The organism is Rhodobacteraceae bacterium S2214, assembly GCA_025141675.1.
GTDB lineage: Bacteria > Pseudomonadota > Alphaproteobacteria > Rhodobacterales > Rhodobacteraceae > Yoonia.
Genome location: CP081161.1, coordinates 2699594 through 2716477, shown reverse-complemented (window position 1 = coordinate 2716477; position 16884 = coordinate 2699594). Strand labels below are relative to the sequence as shown.

The 16884-nt window shown below is 54.4% G+C and carries 14 protein-coding genes; 5 read left to right on the top strand and 9 right to left on the bottom strand.

Features of this window, described 5'->3' with window-relative positions:
* Positions 1-288: 288 nt before the first annotated feature.
* Positions 289-1485, bottom strand: a complete 1197-nt coding sequence (locus tag K3729_13525; protein UWQ98463.1) for an ROK family protein — start codon at positions 1483-1485, stop codon at positions 289-291.
* Positions 1486-1657: 172 nt separating this feature from the next.
* Here K3729_13525 and K3729_13520 point away from each other — a divergent pair, with 172 nt between their 5' ends.
* From K3729_13520 to K3729_13510, 3 genes are all read left to right on the top strand, one after another.
* Entirely contained in the window at positions 1658-2677 is a 1020-nt protein-coding gene (locus K3729_13520) for a substrate-binding domain-containing protein (protein ID UWQ98462.1), read from the top strand.
* A 122-nt stretch (positions 2678-2799) separates the two neighbouring features.
* Entirely contained in the window at positions 2800-3870 is a 1071-nt protein-coding gene (locus K3729_13515; protein UWQ98461.1) for an ABC transporter permease, read from the top strand.
* A complete protein-coding gene (locus K3729_13510) occupies positions 3867-4634 on the top strand; it encodes an ATP-binding cassette domain-containing protein (GenBank protein ID UWQ98460.1) in 768 nt (255 codons plus the stop codon). Before K3729_13515 ends, K3729_13510 begins: the two co-directional genes overlap by 4 nt.
* A 211-nt stretch (positions 4635-4845) precedes the next feature.
* Here K3729_13510 and K3729_13505 read toward each other — a convergent pair whose 3' ends face one another.
* Positions 4846-7098: an alpha/beta hydrolase gene (locus K3729_13505; protein UWQ98459.1), complete on the bottom strand. Its 2253-nt coding sequence runs from the start codon at positions 7096-7098 to the stop codon at positions 4846-4848.
* Positions 7099-7628: 530 nt separating this feature from the next.
* On the opposite strand from K3729_13505, the gene K3729_13500 reads away from it, so the two are divergent.
* Complete coding sequence (locus K3729_13500; GenBank protein UWQ98458.1) at positions 7629-7949, top strand: hypothetical protein; 321 nt, start codon at positions 7629-7631, stop codon at positions 7947-7949.
* A 56-nt stretch (positions 7950-8005) separates the two neighbouring features.
* Positions 8006-9688 (top strand): B12-binding domain-containing radical SAM protein, encoded by a 1683-nt coding sequence (locus K3729_13495; protein ID UWQ98457.1) that lies wholly within the window; start codon positions 8006-8008, stop codon positions 9686-9688.
* 529 nt (positions 9689-10217) lie between these two features.
* Here the strand turns inward: K3729_13495 and K3729_13490 are convergent.
* From K3729_13490 to urtA, 7 genes are all read right to left on the bottom strand, one after another.
* Positions 10218-10550 carry a zinc ribbon domain-containing protein gene (locus tag K3729_13490; protein ID UWQ98456.1) on the bottom strand — a complete coding sequence of 111 codons (333 nt, stop codon included), beginning with the start codon at positions 10548-10550 and terminating at the stop codon, positions 10218-10220.
* 57 nt (positions 10551-10607) lie between these two features.
* Positions 10608-11837 carry an acetamidase/formamidase family protein gene (locus K3729_13485; GenBank protein UWQ98455.1) on the bottom strand — a complete coding sequence of 410 codons (1230 nt, stop codon included), beginning with the start codon at positions 11835-11837 and terminating at the stop codon, positions 10608-10610.
* A 24-nt stretch (positions 11838-11861) separates the two neighbouring features.
* Positions 11862-12551 carry an urea ABC transporter ATP-binding subunit UrtE gene (urtE, locus tag K3729_13480; GenBank protein ID UWQ98454.1) on the bottom strand — a complete coding sequence of 230 codons (690 nt, stop codon included), beginning with the start codon at positions 12549-12551 and terminating at the stop codon, positions 11862-11864.
* An 11-nt stretch (positions 12552-12562) separates the two neighbouring features.
* Complete coding sequence (gene urtD, locus K3729_13475; GenBank protein ID UWQ98453.1) at positions 12563-13309, bottom strand: urea ABC transporter ATP-binding protein UrtD; 747 nt, start codon at positions 13307-13309, stop codon at positions 12563-12565.
* Complete coding sequence (gene urtC / locus K3729_13470) at positions 13306-14442, bottom strand: urea ABC transporter permease subunit UrtC (protein UWQ98452.1); 1137 nt, start codon at positions 14440-14442, stop codon at positions 13306-13308. Before urtC ends, urtD begins: the two co-directional genes overlap by 4 nt.
* Before the next feature lie 12 nt (positions 14443-14454).
* The gene (urtB, locus tag K3729_13465) at positions 14455-15381 is read right to left on the bottom strand and encodes an urea ABC transporter permease subunit UrtB (GenBank protein ID UWQ98451.1); all 927 of its coding nucleotides are present in this window, start codon (positions 15379-15381) and stop codon (positions 14455-14457) included.
* 79 nt (positions 15382-15460) lie between these two features.
* On the bottom strand, positions 15461-16729 hold the full coding sequence (gene urtA, locus K3729_13460; GenBank protein ID UWQ98450.1) for an urea ABC transporter substrate-binding protein: 1269 nt from the start codon (positions 16727-16729) through the stop codon (positions 15461-15463).
* Positions 16730-16884 lie beyond the last annotated feature (155 nt).

The following is a 16884-nucleotide window of genomic DNA, read 5'->3' as shown; positions in this document are numbered from 1 at the left end:
ATCATGACTGAATAGCAGACGTTGGCACAGCCGCAGCGAAATGGTGATTTGTCCCGCGATGCGGTCATCCAGCATGCCAAAATGCTGCGCGCATGGGTCTACGTCCGCTTTAGGGAAGCTGCATTGCAGCGACGCGACAGTCGGCCAAGGTCCGGTATGGGCCGTCTTCGACGTCTTTATCAGGATATAGGTCTGCACGGATGCTGCGACCGACCTAAGGGCGGCTCCGAGCCCAATCTCACCGATGCTGCAAAGAGTATGAACGGCTGCTTTGTTGAAACGCGCCGATCAAACCGTCATCCCTACGCTCGCTTGCATCATAAATTGCGCACCAATCGGCCGGGTTGCGGCACCGATCGCGCGGGCCTTGCCGCCAATGCTGCCACTTTCGATCCTAGGTTGGATCAGTCCACGTGTATCTTGGGTTACGACGTAGCGGCGAACTCGGCTCACGAGATCATCGCGCACACTGGTCGGAAATGCTCCGTCAATTAGGATCGCTTCAAAATCTATGACCGAGCAGGTCGACAGCGCGGCCTTGGCAAGTTCTTGTGCTGTTTGACCCAACCAAGGGTCAACATAGCGTGAAAGGGTATGCCAGCTGTCTGGGTCCGACCAGAGTTGCTGGGGGTCCAAATCCACCTCACGAAGGCGCAATTCCAACTGGTGGATCGAGGCCATATCGACCAACTGCATGCTTTCTCCGTTAGGGCCAATACTTCGAAGTGATCCCAACGCGCCTGCATTTCCCTGACGTCCCTCAAAGACCGAATTGTTCAGCACAACTCCGCCACCGATGAACGCTCCAATGAAGAAATATGCATAGTCCCGAAACTCTTTGCCGCGACCGTAGGTGTGCTCGGCCTGACACGCGGCAGTGGCGTCGTTTAAAAGTAATACGGGCAAGCTGACACGTGATTGGGCTTCCTCTTTCAGGTCGATGCCTTCCCACGGCGACAAGGCCGCAGACATGTCCAAGGACCGGTCTGGCCAGTTCCATAACTCAAACGGGGCCGCGATCCCAAGGCCACAAATCCGCTCGGCGTGCGCTGTTTCCATATCATCTATGATGTCGCGAACGCTAACTTCCAGAAAATCGAAGATGTCATCAGGAACCGGGACAGGGTAGGTCAATTGCCGCTCTTCGCGCAGGTTGCCATTCAAATCGAGGAGCACCAGATCTGTGGACCTTCGCCCAATCTTGAGACCGAATGAAAATGCGCCATCTGACGCCAATTTCATTGGAATAGACGGCTTCCCAACCTTGCCCCTAACCGGCTCTCCCGTTTCCAAAACCCCCTCTCCTTTAAGGCGTCGAAGGATACTTGAAACAGTGGGCGGGGAAAGCTCGGCCAATCGTGAAAGGTCGCTGCCTGGCATCGGACCATTTCGTTGCAGAAGCGACAGCAAAAGCCGTTCGTTATGATCCCGAACACCCTTCTGGCTTAAGCCCGTGCTGATTGATCTGATAAGCCCGTCTTCCATTACACCACCATAACAGCCATACAATGCAGGTAAATAGATTAATAAGAAAAGTTAACTAACTAATTGACAGGTGCCTGAGAATCGCGTTTCCTAGGGTCAAGCGATGGGTGAGTGCCGGTCGCAAATTCGTTGGGGTGGAGGCCCTGACCAATCAACCGTCTGGGAGGACATCATGAAAAAGTTGCTTATCGGCACCGCTCTTGCCGCCATTACATCCGCTGGTTCCGCGATGGCTGACGGCCACGCCACTTCTGCATGCCTGATCACCAAAACCGACACCAACCCGTTCTTCGTCAAGATGCGCGAAGGGGCGACCGCAGCTGCTGAAGCGGCTGGCATCACACTGAACTCCTACGCGGGTCAGGTTGATGGTGACAACGAAGCACAGGTTGCTGCGATTGAAACCTGCATCGCTAATGGCGCATCCGGTATCCTGATCACTGCATCCGACACCGCGGCTATCGTGCCATCGATTGAACAGGCTCGCGAAGCTGGCCTTCTCGTCATCGCGCTGGACACACCGCTGGACCCGATTGACGCAGCTGACGCGACGTTTGCAACCGACAACTTCCTTGCCGGTGAGTTGATCGGCCAGTGGGCTGCAGCAACACTGGGTGATGACGCGGCAAACGCGAAAATTGCCATGCTTGACCTTGCGATCAGCCAGCCAACCGTTGGTGTTCTGCGCGACCAAGGTTTCCTGACAGGTTTTGGCATCGACACAGTTGATGTGAACAAGTGGGGCGACGAAACAGACGAGCGTATCATCTGTAACGAAGTGACCGCTGGCAACGAAGAAGGCGGTCGTACAGCGATGGAAAACTGCCTTGCCGTCGATCCTGAGATCAACGTGGTCTACACTATCAACGAGCCTGCCGCTGCGGGTGCATATGAAGCTTTGGCTGCCATCGGTCGTGAAAACGACGTGTTGATCGTGTCTGTGGACGGCGGTTGCCCGGGCATTCAGAACGTGGCTGACGGCGTGATCGGTGCGACAAGCCAGCAGTATCCTCTGTTGATGGCGTCTTTGGGTATCGAAGCGATTGTCCAGTACGCGGCTGATGGCACACTGCCAGAAAACACTGCGGGTAAGAATTTCCTAGATACGGGCGTGTCCCTTGTCACCGATCAGCCTGCGGATGGTGTCGACTCTATCGACGTCGCTGAAGGCACGGATCGCTGCTGGGGCTAAGCCCTGCGGCCCAGGTGTGATAACATCCTGAAAGAACCAACGAGACGGGCGGCACGCGGCTGCCCGTTTCCAACTTGGCCCATCAACGGCCGTTCGTAAAACACGACATTGGGGGGACGCAAATGACCGATAGTCAAAGCTACGAAGACGTGGTTAAGGACAAAACCGAAACGCAATTCGCACAGTTCGACGACGAACAAAGAGGATTGATCGGCAAGGTCCAGCACGCGCTTCATGTCAATCCGGCCCTTGTTCCCCTGATCATTCTGGTCACAGCGATTGCGCTGTTCGGAATGATCCTTGGCCAGCGGTTCTTTTCCGCCGGCACGCTGACCTTGATCCTGCAACAGGTGCAAATTGTCGGGGTTCTTGCTGCCGCGCAGACCCTTGTTATTCTGACGGCGGGGATTGACCTGTCTGTCGGTGCGATTGCGGTGCTGTGTACGGTGATCATGGGGCAATTTACATTTCGTTATGGGCTCCCGGCAGAGCTGAGCCTGATGATCGGGCTCGCCTTTGGGGGCGCTATCGGCGCGATCAGCGGGTTCCTTGTGAGCCGGGTCAAAATCCCTCCGTTCATCGTGACCTTGGGCATGTGGCAGATTGTTCTGGCGTCCACTTATCTGTTTTCCCGCAACGAAACCCTGCGCAGCAGTGATCTGCGCGCCGATGCGCCTGCGCTTTTGTTCTTGGGCAACAAGATCCAGATCGGCGGGGCGAATTTCACTTTTGGTGTGATCTTGATGATCCTGATCTTTGTCGCCCTTGCCTATGCGTTGCGGGCGACGGCATGGGGAAGGCATGTTTATGCCGTGGGCGATGACCCAGAGGCCGCTCAACTGGCCGGTGTGAACGTCCACAAAACCCTCATGTCAGTTTATATCATGGCTGGCCTGATCTGCGCGGTGGCCGCATGGGTGATGATTGGGCGGTTCAGCTCGGTGTCGCCATCGGCATCAACCGGGGTGATCGGGAACATCCAGTCGATCACGGCGGTGGTGATTGGCGGCATATCTCTGTTCGGTGGTCGTGGATCGATTTTCGGCGCATTCTTCGGTGCCCTCATCGTGGGCGTGTTCGAAATGGGCCTGCGTATGGCAGGGGCTGATCCGCAATGGACCTTCCTGTTGATCGGCATGTTGATCATTGGCGCTGTGGCGCTTGACCAGTGGATCAGAAAGGTATCGTCATGACACAGCAACAACCCATCCTGTCCGGCAAAAACCTTGTGAAACGCTACGGCAAGGTCACGGCCCTCGATCACTGCGACTTCGAGCTGTATCCCGGCGAGATCATGGCCGTAATCGGCGACAACGGCGCAGGCAAGTCATCGCTGATCAAGGCCCTGTCTGGGGCCGTGGTCCCCGATGCCGGTGAGGTCTATCTGGAGGGTCAGAAGGTCAACTTCAAATCCCCCATAGACGCACGTCATGCAGGCATTGAAACGGTCTACCAGACCCTTGCCATGTCGCCCGCCTTGTCGATTGCCGACAACATGTTCATGGGCCGCGAAATTCGCAAGTCAGGATTCATGGGCAAGGTTCTGCACCAACTGGATAAGAAAAAGATGGAAGAATTTGCCCGCGATAAGCTATCCGAGCTTGGGCTGATGACCATCCAGAACATCAACCAAGCGGTGGAAACGCTTTCGGGTGGTCAGCGCCAAGGTGTCGCGGTAGCCCGCGCGGCTGCGTTTGGGTCGAAAGTCATTATCCTTGATGAACCGACAGCGGCCCTGGGGGTCAAGGAATCGCGCAAGGTGCTGGAGCTGATCCTTGATGTACGGTCACGCGGGATTCCGATCATTCTGATCAGCCACAACATGCCCCATGTCTTCGAGGTCGCAGACCGAATCCACGTCCACCGACTTGGCAAACGACTGTGTGTGATTGATCCTAAGGACTATACGATGTCAGATGCTGTGGCGTTTATGACGGGGGCGAAAGAAGCTCCGTAGACTTTATGTTTATCGTCGATTGTTACAGCGTCAATTTCCGAAACCGGTCATTGGCGCAGCCGCAGCGAAAGGGTGGTTTGTCCCGCGATGCAGTCATCGGGACATCCCGAAATCCTGCAACATCGACCAAGGTCCGCTATGCGGGCTGCGAACGCAGCATTCCGAAGGTAGGGCTAATGTCGGCAATGGGCCGACTACGTTGGATTAAAGTCTACTCCTCAACTTTTTCGGCCTCAATAGACCAGGTCTGATCCTGTCCTCGCTTTAGTTGACGTCTCAGTTCGACTGCGGTGCCGGCCAAAGTTTCGCGAAGATCATCAATCGGCCATATATCTCCTTGGACGTTGATCGTGTTGATTCCCGTCAATCCTTTCGTCTGTCGCTGGGCGCTCGTGTTCCCTTCACCAGATAACACTTTTAACGACCTCACCCACCTCGCCTGGGTTGTATAGAGCGTGAACCGGCCCGCAACGTCAGCGGCGGCGGCAACTGTTTCTTCCAGCGACACGCTGTCTCGATGAGGCCAAAGAAAGACAACTTCGTCTAGCAAGGGTGCCTCATCGGCTGCGCTCTCAAGTAGAGGCAAGGCGGCGGCAACAAGGTCACCTCCCAGGCCTGCGCCCATCACATTGATTGTTTCATACCCGGACGCCTTGATCGCGTGTATGACTCCCGCCAGATGTGTTGCCGAACGCTCTGCCGTCAGCGCATCAGCGCTGTAACGCATCACACTTTCTGCTGACGGCCATGAAAACAGGACGATTTTTCCGTTTAGTTCCAATACTTGGTTGAGATAGGCTGTCGTCTTTATGGAATCGCCCAGCGATGTGTTGAAGTCGTGCACGTAGATCAGCACGCCACCTTGCCGATCTGCGTCGTCAACGGCAAGTAGGTTCTGGAAATCGGTCAGACTTGTTTCGTTGATGTTGATCAGCCCTACGATGTTCCTCGGGTCCTGCAAAATGGCCCTATTCATTTCGATTGGGCTAAAGTCGTAATCCGGAGGCAAAGCCACGGTCGCCCGGCCATATGTGAGCAACGACGCCATCTGGCCAGTGAAGCGTCTCGCCGCGGGGTTGTAAGTCCTTGACGTCGCAAAACTCACGTCGAATGGCTCGGAAAACCCTTCAATGACATCGCGCAGTTGCTTTGTTTCCTCCACAGCTGCAAGCCGTGATTGATTTACCACGTAAGCTGGCAACAAAGGCAGCGCCGCGAAGATCAGAAACCCAAGTGAAATCGCCCAGCTTGCCGGATCAGATCGGTTAAAAAGGCCAAAGCGTCTTCGCCGTGACCGTCTAAGGTGGTTGACGCTCCTTTGAATGGCGCCGCCGGTTAGTCGACGCTGCCCGTAATTTTTTGCAATGGTTCCCACGAGTGGCGTATCTTGACCGGAAGGGTCCAGCTCTTTTCTGGCGACTTCATGGCCGTGCCGTATCAGGGACGTGACTTCGATGTCCGAAAAGGAATCGAGATCCGTTCTGATCTGAGCCACAGCTTTTTGGACGTCGGATGTTTGCGCGTCGCCGTGATCCTCGGCTGAAACCACATTAGATATTCCGACGTAGATCAGGTTCCGCTCACCTGGACCGGCCAACGCAGACCAATTGTCTGCCTCCAGGTCCGCCACACGCTTCATCAGGATATCGGTAGTCCTGATTGTACGGTCGAAAACAAAGGAAAAACTGCTGTCGGGGTTCCAGTCAAATGCACCGGAGGCGTCGGAAATGAGGCATACCCGGTCGCCCGTCTCTGAAGGTTCGGACTGCATCAGTTTGCGTATTCCGAGGTTGTCATAGACACCACCATCCGTCAGGAAATCGCTTTCGAGTTGGAACTTCTCAGCGCTGGCATTGATGTCTTTTCGCTTTAATTCGAGCGGTGGAAACATTGGCGGAAATGCCGAAGATGCAGCCACTGCGAAGGACAACGGGACAAGCTGTGTCGTGAAACGGCGGTTCTCCCCCCCGAACGTGACCTCAACCCCCGCACTGTCAAAAGAGCAGAGATTCCCGGTGGTCATGCTGGTGGAAAGGACTTTCAGAGCAGGTTGCTGCGGGCTCACGGCCAAATCACGTAACACGGCTTTGTTGAACAGGTGGTCGTAATAGCGTTGCAACAGCCCAAGGCGCGAAAACCGGTGTCGAATGAATGGCACCAACCGAAGTGGACTGAACAATATCCATCGACGTATGATCCGCCCTCTCAGATCACGTTGCCCAAAGTGAACCAGCTCCGCGCAGGCCTTTTCATAACTTTCCTGTGTCCCAGTGAAGCGGTCCCAATTCAGAACGAGAAATGCCGCTGTAATGCTCCCGCCGGACACGGCATAGATATTTTTGACCTGGCTCAACCTTCCCGTGCTGCGGAGGTAATCGATCATCCCAAGGTGAAAGTAAGTCGCACGGAATCCACCACCAGATAAACAGAGACTGATGTTGCGGCCTTTTTGGCGCTGTTTCATCCAAATGCTCGCTTTTCAGGTGAAGGCTAAATGCCATACTGTCCCATCAGGTGACCTGGTTTGGCAACTGTTAGGTTCAAATTTGAAACTTTCAATTCTTTTCAAAAAAACGGGTTAAGGATAACCCGTTATGTCTTCTGATGCGAATTGGCGAAAAATAAATGTAGCAACTGCTTGCCGGAGACCGCCCGTTTCTCCAGAGCTGCGCATTAGTAGCTCGACTATTTGCGATTGCAATTACGGGCGGGTTTGTCCCCTTTGGTTTGAGTGCGTTGATTGCCGAATGTGCTGCCGCAGCAAATGTCTGGATCAGCGAAGCCGCACTGCGGCGTAGCGCGATATAATGAATGTCTCTTAAGGGCCGTAGAAACCATTTCCGACTACAATGCCTACGGCTTAGTCTTCAATCAACTTGTCAAGTCCGGAAAACCACAATAGGGCGAACACTCTTTTCGCGCTAGAGTTGCGCTGCCCTCACGTCACATAATGACCGCTGGGCTGTAATTCAATCAAAAAAATGGAAGCCAGATATGGACAAATTTGTCAGGTCACTCGTGGCCCAAAATACTCTTATCGTCGCGCGACTAAACGCACTCGAAGGGCTTTTCGCTCGTGGCGGTATCGATATTGGAACCGTTGCCGATCCGGCGCCAGACGGCGGTGGATTTTCCGGCGGAGGCATTGGCGGTTTCATTGGTGGCATTGGTCCGATTGCAGACCCAGCCCCATTCGAGCTTGATCGCCTTTCTAAGGTTCAGCTTGAAAGCCGGATTGCTGATGTCGCGTTTGCCCGCAAAAAACTTGACAGTATGGAGGGCATTCTCAAAGAGGCGCTCGATCGTGCACGGTAACCTACTTTACACACGGTGGGATCGTGCCACGATCTCACCGGTTCAGGAGAAATCCAATGCTAGACAGTTCCGTTTCCCGCCATTTGAGATGCCTCTTCATTGGCTTCCAAGATCAAGACAACCTTGGTTTGCGTTACCTAATGTCCTCAGCTCAGTCCGCTGGCCACGATACAGAAATTCAAACATTCGAAGCAGATCCAAGGCCAATCCTAGAAGCTGTTCGTCAAAAGAAGCCGGATTTCATAGGCTTTTCACTCATCTTTCAATTCATGACTCGCCAGTTTGCAGACGTCATTGAAGCATTACGCGAAGCTGGTGTGACAGCACATATTTCAGTCGGTGGCCATTTTCCGTCCTTCAATCATCAAAGCGTTATGGACGCCGCGCCCGGAATCGACAGCGTCATCCGTTTCGAAGGTGAAGCAACCATGACAGACCTTTTAGCTGCGTTGGCAACAGACCAGGATTGGTCAAAAATACCGGGGCTTGCGGCAAGACTGCTTTCAGGCGACGTCCGTTCAAATCCACTGCGCGGTCAAATCATGGAACTCGACACGTTGCCATGGCCTGAACGCGCTGACATTGCTTATGAGCGTGCGGATCAACCCACAGCTGCGATCTTGGGGTCTCGCGGCTGTCCTTGGAATTGTGACTTCTGCTCCATCCGACCCTTTTATGAGGCTCAAGAAGGGTCCCTTCGGCGCCTACGATCTCCGAAAGACGTCGTCGAAGAAATGCGTCACCTGTTTCATGATCGTGGGGTTGCACTGTTCCTCTTTCAAGACGATGACTTTCTAGCAACCGGTTCAAGGGCGCGGCAATGGGCCGGTGAAATTGCAGACCGCATTGCTGAGAGCGATATAGGCGGACATGTAGCCTGGAAAATGTCCTGTCGTTCTGATGAGCTACGGCCTGATATCATTGCTCAGATGAAACGTGGTGGTCTCACGCATGTTTACATGGGTGTAGAGTCCGGGGACGAGACCGGACTAAAGAACATGAACAAGCTCTTAAAGCCTGAAAAACACATTGCCGCCGGCAACATGCTGCGTGACGCGGGACTGAGTTTCGATTTTGGGTTCATGCTTTTGGATCCGTGGTCTGATTTCGTCCAAGTTAGAAACAACATCGATTTCTTGGATGCTTTTGTCGGTGACGGTTGGTCAGTCGCTGGCTTCTGCCGGATGCTCCCTTATGCGGGGACACCGATTGAAAAGCGACTTGGAAAGGAAGGCAGGCTAATCGGCACCGAGCAAGAACCTGACTATCGATTCCTGGACACCAAGCTGGACAGGTTTTATGCTTGGATGCTTGAGACGTTTCATACGCGAAATTTCACTACAGAAGGGCTGTCTCATATTTTACGTGGCATGGTCTTTGAAAGCCGTATCCAAGTTGATCATGCGGCTTGGATGTCACGAGAAGAAACGCGTTGGTTACAATATATCGTGTCCCGATCAAACAAAACTGCGACAACAGCTTTGCGGCTCGCCGTCGATTACTTTGAAGAAACACCTTACGATGAAATCGCTGTGCACTCAGGTTATCTCGCAATTCTAACCGAACGTGAGAAGGCAGAAGAACAAATTCTAACGCGTCAGCTTGAAGCCTTTTGGAACGAACCAGAGCGGAGAACGCGACGCCGTGCTAGGCAAGATGCTAGACTTGCAGGCGGCTTTGATCAGTCTTGGACCTTTGCTGAAAACGAATTTGAAGCGCGAGGTGTTGGCGTTCGTTGAGAACGGCCTTGAGGCTTGATGAAAGCATCAGTGCCGCCTGCAAATTCGAAGACAGCCGACCTCAGGCCCCAAAATGCTGCGCTAACGATCAATGTCCGCTTTGGCGAAGCTGCAGCGCAGCGTTATGCCAACTCGCTAACGGCCCCTTTGGGCCGTTCCGTGTCGTAGATCGAGCTCCAGGCAGGCAAAATGCTGTGACCGATCTAATGGCGGCAGAGAGCCCATCGCTACCGATGCTGCGCGACGCACCGATGTCTGGTCTGGGGGTTGCGCAGATATGGCTCAGGAATTGTGGTCCAAAACCGCCGCTAAAGAGACGGCCCATATCGCGTTATTTGGCTTCTGGAGTGCGGACGTTGCTCCAACTCAGGTCATCTATCTTGCTTGATGCCAACTGAGGCCGCATTTGCCTTGGAAGCGAGATGTGTTGACCAGAGCTAGGAGCAGCTTTGACTTACTGTACGGACCAGCCTCCATTCGCGCCCAATAGGCGGGGCGCTATAATTGTGGGTCGGTCACCTAAATAGTTCTAGTGCGAGATCATCCAAGGCCGTTTTGTCGGAAAGCTCTTCGATCCGTCTGGGCGATGCAGGGTTTTGCTGTTCTTCATTTTTCCGCCCCCACAGCATCCGCACCCCGGCCCATGGGTGCTTGTGCGTTTGGGGCTATCTGCGCTGCGTTCGTTCGTCAGGTGACTAATGCGGGTGCTTTGACTGACAAAAGAGACGTTCGGTGCGGTCAACATCACGCGAGGCGACGTTGCCCCGCAGTCAGGGCAATTGTTGGGTTCTGCGCAATTGCTCATCCGTTCAATCGCTTCAAACGGGCCACAGTCGGCGCAGGCGTATTCGTAGACGGGCATGGTTTTGGTCCTTATCGCTGAGAAAAACCCGGCCCATCCTTTGGGCCGGGTGAAAGATCATAGATCGTGCGCGATGGGCATATCGACCGAGCCATCAAGATACTTGGTCGGCCCATCCGCGTTGGGCATCATGTCCCATTCGAAAATGTCATTGGGCAGCCACAGCGTTGCACAGGCATTGGGAATATCGACCACACCCGAGATATGGCCCTGTACAGGGGCTGTCCCCAAAATCGAATAGGCCTGCGCGCCCGTATACCCAAATTTCTTGAGGTATTCGATCGCGTTCAGACAGGCCTGACGGTAGGCGATATGAACATCCAAGTAATGCTGTTCGCCGGTTTCATCGACGCTAATACCTTCGAAAATCAAAAAGTCATCGTATTTTGGCGTGATTGGTGATGGCTTGAATATCGGGTTCTTGACGCCGTATTTCGCCATGCCATCTTTGATCACCTCGACCTTCAGATGCAACCAACCCGCCATCTCGATCGCGCCGCAAAAGGTGATTTCCCCGTCACCTTGGCTAAAGTGCAAGTCACCCATCGAAAGGCCCGCGCCGTCCACGTAGACTGGAAAGTAGATTTTGCAGCCACGGCTGAGATCTTTGATGTCGCAGTTCCCGCCGTGTTCACGTGGCGGCACGGTCCGGGCGGCCTCTGCGGCGGCGGCATCACGGGCGTCACCTTTCATGGCCCCCATATGCGCGCTTTGCGTGTTAGGCAGTGCGGCAAGGGGCGGCTCGCGGTCGGGTTCGGTGTTGAACAGCTTGGTTTCGCGGGTATTCCACAAATCCAGCATTTTGCGATCCGGCAAACAGCCGATCAGGCCGGGGTGGATCAGGCCTGCATATTTAACGCCTGGCACATGGCGGGACTTGGTGAACATGCCGTCAAAATCCCAGATCGACTTTTGCGCTGCTGGGAAATGTTCGGTCAAGAAACCGCCACCGTTCTTTTTCGAAAAGAAGCCGTTAAAGCCCCAGTTCATCTCTTCAACGGCGCCAATATCAAGGATTTCGACCACCAACAGATCGCCCGGTGCAGCCCCTTTGACCCCAATCGGGCCGGACAGATAATGAACCTGTTCCAGCTCGACATCGCGCACATCGGATGCATCGTCGTCATTCTTGATCTGCCCGCCGGTCCAGTCATAGGTCTCGATCTTGAAATCATCACCCGGTTCAACCCAGACATTAATCGGAATGTCGGGATGCCAGCGGTTGTGGATGTTTTCATTGGTGTGGGGGCTTTCGCTTAGGTCCACCGAAATGAGTGTGTCCGCCATGGCGTTTTCCTTTCTTGCTTGCTGTTAAACGGAGAGAAACTTTGAGACCTGCGCCTCGTCGATGCCGTCGCGGGGGCTGTCATGCACAAAGGTGCCGTTTTCGATCACCATCACCCGATCCGCGACATCAAGCGCAAAGCTGAGCACTTGTTCAGAAACGACTATGGTTAGCCCCTTTTGGTCGCGGATTTTGCGTAATGTGCGGGCCATTTCGCGAATGATTGACGGCTGGATACCCTCAGTCGGCTCATCCAGCAGCAAGACCTTGGGGTTGGACGCCAAAGCGCGCGCAATCGCCAATTGCTGCTGTTGTCCCCCTGACAGGTTGCCACCCCGACGCGATTTCATTTCCAGCAGCACCGGGAACAATTCGTAGATGTCATCGGGCACCCGGCTTTGCCCTGTGACCGTCAGGCCGGTTTCGACGTTTTCCTGCACGGTCATCGCCGAAAAGATCATCCGGCCCTGCGGCACATAGGCGATCCCCTTGGCCACACGCTGGTGCGATTTGAGGCCAGTGACAGCTGTGCTATCCACCGAGACATCGCCGGATTTCTCACCAACAATGCCCATCAGGGTTTTCATCAGGGTGGTTTTGCCCATCCCGTTGCGCCCCATGATCGCGACGATCTCGCCTGCGGGCACATCTAGATCAAGACCGTGCAGAACCTCGGATTCCCCATAGGCCGCACACAATTTATTCACATTCAACATGCCGGTTCTCCCTAATGGCCCAGATAGACTTCGATGACTTTGGGGTCGGCTTGCACATGCGCCATTGACCCTTCGGACAGCATTTTGCCCTGGTGCAGCACGTTGACGCGTGTCGCGATGTCGGCAACGAACCCCATGTCGTGTTCGATCACGATGACCGACCGGTCCTTGATGATACGGTTCAAAAGTTCTGCGGTTTTCTTGCGCTCAGCGACGGACATGCCCGCCACCGGCTCGTCCAACATCAACAATTCTGGGTCCTGAATAAGCAGCATCCCAATCTCGAGCCATTGCTTCTGCCCGTGGCTGAGGAACGCCGCTTTTTCCGACAGCAGATCGGCAAGAAAGATCGTCTCGGCGATTTCTTGAATGCGGGCGCTCACATCCGCATTGCGTTGGAAGGTCAGCGCGCCAAAAACGCTGTAGCCCTTGGGATAGCTGATCTCGAGGTTTTCAAATACTGACAGATCTTCGTAGACTGATGGCGTCTGAAATTTGCGCCCCACACCTGCATGTACGATCTGGTCTTCGCGCATTTTCAGCAATTCGTGGGTCTTGAATTTCACCGATCCGTCAGTCGCCTTTGTGCGCCCGCAGATCAGGTCCAGCACCGTGGTCTTGCCCGCCCCGTTGGGGCCAATGATCACACGGCATTCGTTTGGTTCGACGTAAAAGCTTAGATCGTCGACGGCTTTGAAACCGTCAAAGGATACGGTCAGCCCCTCGACCTTCAGCAAATAGCGTTCTTGGGCCATCATGACACGGCTCCTTCTTTTGCTGTCGTTTGAGGAGTGGTCTTGCGGCGTTGGGTCCATAGCCTGTTGATCTGGGGCATGATTTTTTCTGACCAAATGCCCGCAAGCCCGTTGGGAAAAAGCATCACAACCGCGATGAACAATCCGCCCAGCCCAAAGAGCCACAGCTCTGGGAAGCTTTCGGAAAAGCTGGTCTTGGCCCAGTTCACCAGCAACGCCCCATAGATTGCGCCCTGGATCGACAAGCGCCCGCCCACGGCACAAAAGATCACCATTTCAATTGATGGAACAATCCCGACAAGTGTCGGCGACATAAAGCCCACTTGCAGCGTGAACATCGCGCCACCGATCCCAGCAAAAGCAGCCCCGAGGCAAAAGATAAAGATTTTGAAACTGGCCACATCATAGCCTGAGAACCGCACCCGATCCTCTTGATCGCGCATGGCGATCAGCACGCGACCGAGTTTCGATTTGCGCACGCAATGGGCGATAAACAGCACTGCCAGCAGCAGCACGCCATTCACGTAATACAGGATCTCCTTGGCGCTATCGGTCCGTATATCCCAGCCTTTCAGCGTGCGCAGGTCCGTGATGCCGTTGACGCCACCGGTATAGCCTTGCTGGCCAATGATCAAAATAGTTAGGATCGCGGCAAAGGCCTGTGTGATGATCGCGAAATACACCCCGCCCACGCGCCGCCGGAACATGGCCACCCCAATGATCAGCGCAAAGATGACAGGCACAAGCACAACAGCAACCAGCGCGAACGTCAGGCTGTAGAACGGCTGCCACCAGCCCGGCAGTTCGGTCAGCTGGTTCCAATCCATAAAGTCGGGGATGCCCGGCGTGGATTGGATTGACGTATTTTCAGGTGTCGACGCCTCTAGCTTCAGGAACATGGCCATGCAGTAGCCGCCAAGCCCAAAGAACACGCCTTGCCCAAGGCTTAGGATCCCGCCAGCGCCCCAGCACAGGGCCAGACCAATCGCCACAAAGGCATAGGTCAGGTATTTGCCGAACAGATTAAGACGAAAGTTGTCCAAGAGAGCCGGCAGGATCAGCAGAATAATCGCCGCCAGGACGACAAATCCGATCCATTCTTGTCGTGTGAACAGGGCGTTTTTTGAAATGGTCATAGCCAGTCGTCCTTACTTGCGAAGCTTCAAGGAGAAGAGCCCCTGCGGGCGGATCATCAGGATGCCAACCACCACCAACAGCGTGAGGACCTTGGCCATAGAGCCGGACAGGAAGAACTCCATGATCGACTGCGCCTGAGAGATCGAAAAAGCGGATGCGATGGTGCCAAGAATGCTGCCCGCGCCGCCAAAGACTACAACAAGGAAGGTATCAACGATGTAAAGCTGCCCCGCCGTCGGTCCGGTTGATCCGATCATCGTAAAGGCAGACCCGGCAACACCCGCCACCCCGCAGCCAATGCCAAAGGTCAGCCTGTCGGTCCATTCGGTGTTGATCCCCACGGCCCCCGCCATCACACGGTTCTGGTTAATCGCCCGCACCTGCTTGCCCCAGTTAGAGCGGAACATCATGAAATAGACCGCCAGTGAAATGCTCACGGCCAAGATCATCACGAAGATCCCGTTTATTGGAACCTCGACCATGTCCGTGATAGGCATGGATCCCATCATCCAACTTGGAATGGTCACGCCGACTTCTCGGGCACCAAAGGCTGTCCGATAAAGTTGCTGCAAAATCAGGCTCAGGCCCCACGTCGCCAGCAGGGTATCAAGCGGACGTTTGTAAAGGTGGCGGATGATAGACCACTCGACCAGCAGCCCCAGCGCGCCAGAGGCGATGAAGGCCAGCAGCATCGCCACAAAGAAATAGCCGCTAAATAAGGCGGGCATGTAATCGGCAAAGAAGATTGAGACAAAGTAGGTGACATAAGCACCAAGGATCATGAACTCGCCATGGGCCATGTTGATCACGCCCATTTGGCCAAAGATGATCGCAAGTCCAAGCGCCATCAGCACAAAAACAGAGAACAAGATCAGGCCGGCAAAGCCCTGCATCGCAAAAATCGCGCCGAGCTCGGCCGTCGTAAAGTCGGAAAACATGCCGTTTCCTTTTGGGTATCGAATGAGTGAGGTTGGGTGGCGTGGCCCGCCCTGGCAGTACGGGCTACGCCAGAACGGTTTACTGATAGCCCTCTGGGAAAGGGTCAGGCTCAACCAGATCAGCCGTCTCAAACACCACTTCGTACTGTCCATCAGGCTTGGCCAAACCAACGCGGGTTTTGGACCACAAATGATGGTTTTCGTGGACTTTGACGTAACCTTCGGGAGCTGTGTCCAACTCGATCCCGATTTGGGCTTCGCGGACCTTGTCCACGTCAAAAGACCCGGCCTTTTCGACGGCGGCTTTCCACAGCCATGGGCCAAGATAGGCGGCCTGCGTTACATCGCCAATCACGATGTCCTCGCCCCACATCTCTTTGAAGGCAGTCACAAATGCTGCGTTGTTCGGGTTATCGAGCGATTGGAAGTACTTCATGCAGGCATACGCGCCTTCCATGTTCTCGCCGCCGATGCCCAAAATCTCATCCTCGGTGACCGAGATGGTCAACAGGATCGGGTCTTCGGCTGTCATATCAATGCCAGCCGCTTTCAGCTGCTTATAGAAGGCAACGTTCGACCCACCAACAACAATGGCATAAATCACGTCGGGTTTACGCAGGCGGATTTTGTTAATGACAGAGTTGAATTGCGTGTGACCCAGTGGATAGTAATCTTCGCCGACGACCTCGCCGCCAAGGAAGTCTTCGATATGCTTGCGCGCAATTTTGTTGGATGTGCGTGGCCAGATGTAATCGGACCCCAGCAGATAGAAGGAATTCGCGCCCTTCGTTTCCTTGACCCAATCAAGTCCCGCGATGATCTGCTGTGTGGCCTCTTGCCCGGTGTAGATGACGTTGGGGCTTTGCTCGAGGCCTTCATAGAAGGTTGGATAGTACAAAAAGCCGTTGTTTTGTTCGAACACAGGCAGCACCGCTTTGCGGCTGGCAGAGGTCCAGCAGCCCATGACCGAGGCCACCTTGTCATTGACGAGCAGTTTACGAGCCTTTTCCGCGAAGGTCGGCCAGTCCGATGCACCGTCTTCTTGGATCACTTCGATCTGACGACCCAGAACACCGCCCATTTCGTTGATCTGCTTGATGGCCAGTTTTTCAGCCTGTACAGATCCGGTCTCTGAAATTGCCATCGTGCCTGTGATCGAATGTAGAATGCCGATCGTCACAGTATCGTCGGTTACCGCAAGGCCGGTAGTGCTGACGTCAGCCGTTGCATAATCCTGCGCACGCAGCCCCGATGGCGCAAACAATGCAGCGCCAAACGCGGCAGAGCTTGCCATCATGGCGCGGCGGCTCATGGCAGCGTTATTTTTTGAGATTGGTTTATCGGACATGACCATTCCTTTTTGAGTGCTAAAAGTTTGGGCGATTCCATTTTTCGCCCCCTATTGCACGATCATTCAGGGGGGGGCGGTATCGATATACGTCGAATGACGTATATGCCTGCGCGTTTTGCCCCCTATGCTTTGGAGCAACTGGACAGATGGCT

Coding starts and splice junctions, on each gene's coding strand:
- urtC (UWQ98452.1), bottom strand. CDS start 14,442: ATGACCATTTCAAAAAACGCCCTGTTCACACGACAAGAATGGATCGGA.
- K3729_13500 (UWQ98458.1), top strand. CDS start 7,629: ATGGACAAATTTGTCAGGTCACTCGTGGCCCAAAATACTCTTATCGTC.
- urtE (UWQ98454.1), bottom strand. CDS start 12,551: ATGTTGAATGTGAATAAATTGTGTGCGGCCTATGGGGAATCCGAGGTT.
- urtB (UWQ98451.1), bottom strand. CDS start 15,381: ATGTTTTCCGACTTTACGACGGCCGAGCTCGGCGCGATTTTTGCGATG.
- K3729_13515 (UWQ98461.1), top strand. CDS start 2,800: ATGACCGATAGTCAAAGCTACGAAGACGTGGTTAAGGACAAAACCGAA.
- K3729_13495 (UWQ98457.1), top strand. CDS start 8,006: ATGCTAGACAGTTCCGTTTCCCGCCATTTGAGATGCCTCTTCATTGGC.
- K3729_13520 (UWQ98462.1), top strand. CDS start 1,658: ATGAAAAAGTTGCTTATCGGCACCGCTCTTGCCGCCATTACATCCGCT.
- K3729_13490 (UWQ98456.1), bottom strand. CDS start 10,550: ATGCCCGTCTACGAATACGCCTGCGCCGACTGTGGCCCGTTTGAAGCG.
- K3729_13510 (UWQ98460.1), top strand. CDS start 3,867: ATGACACAGCAACAACCCATCCTGTCCGGCAAAAACCTTGTGAAACGC.
- K3729_13525 (UWQ98463.1), bottom strand. CDS start 1,485: ATGGAAGACGGGCTTATCAGATCAATCAGCACGGGCTTAAGCCAGAAG.
- K3729_13485 (UWQ98455.1), bottom strand. CDS start 11,837: ATGGCGGACACACTCATTTCGGTGGACCTAAGCGAAAGCCCCCACACC.
- K3729_13505 (UWQ98459.1), bottom strand. CDS start 7,098: ATGAAACAGCGCCAAAAAGGCCGCAACATCAGTCTCTGTTTATCTGGT.
- urtD (UWQ98453.1), bottom strand. CDS start 13,309: ATGATGGCCCAAGAACGCTATTTGCTGAAGGTCGAGGGGCTGACCGTA.
- urtA (UWQ98450.1), bottom strand. CDS start 16,729: ATGTCCGATAAACCAATCTCAAAAAATAACGCTGCCATGAGCCGCCGC.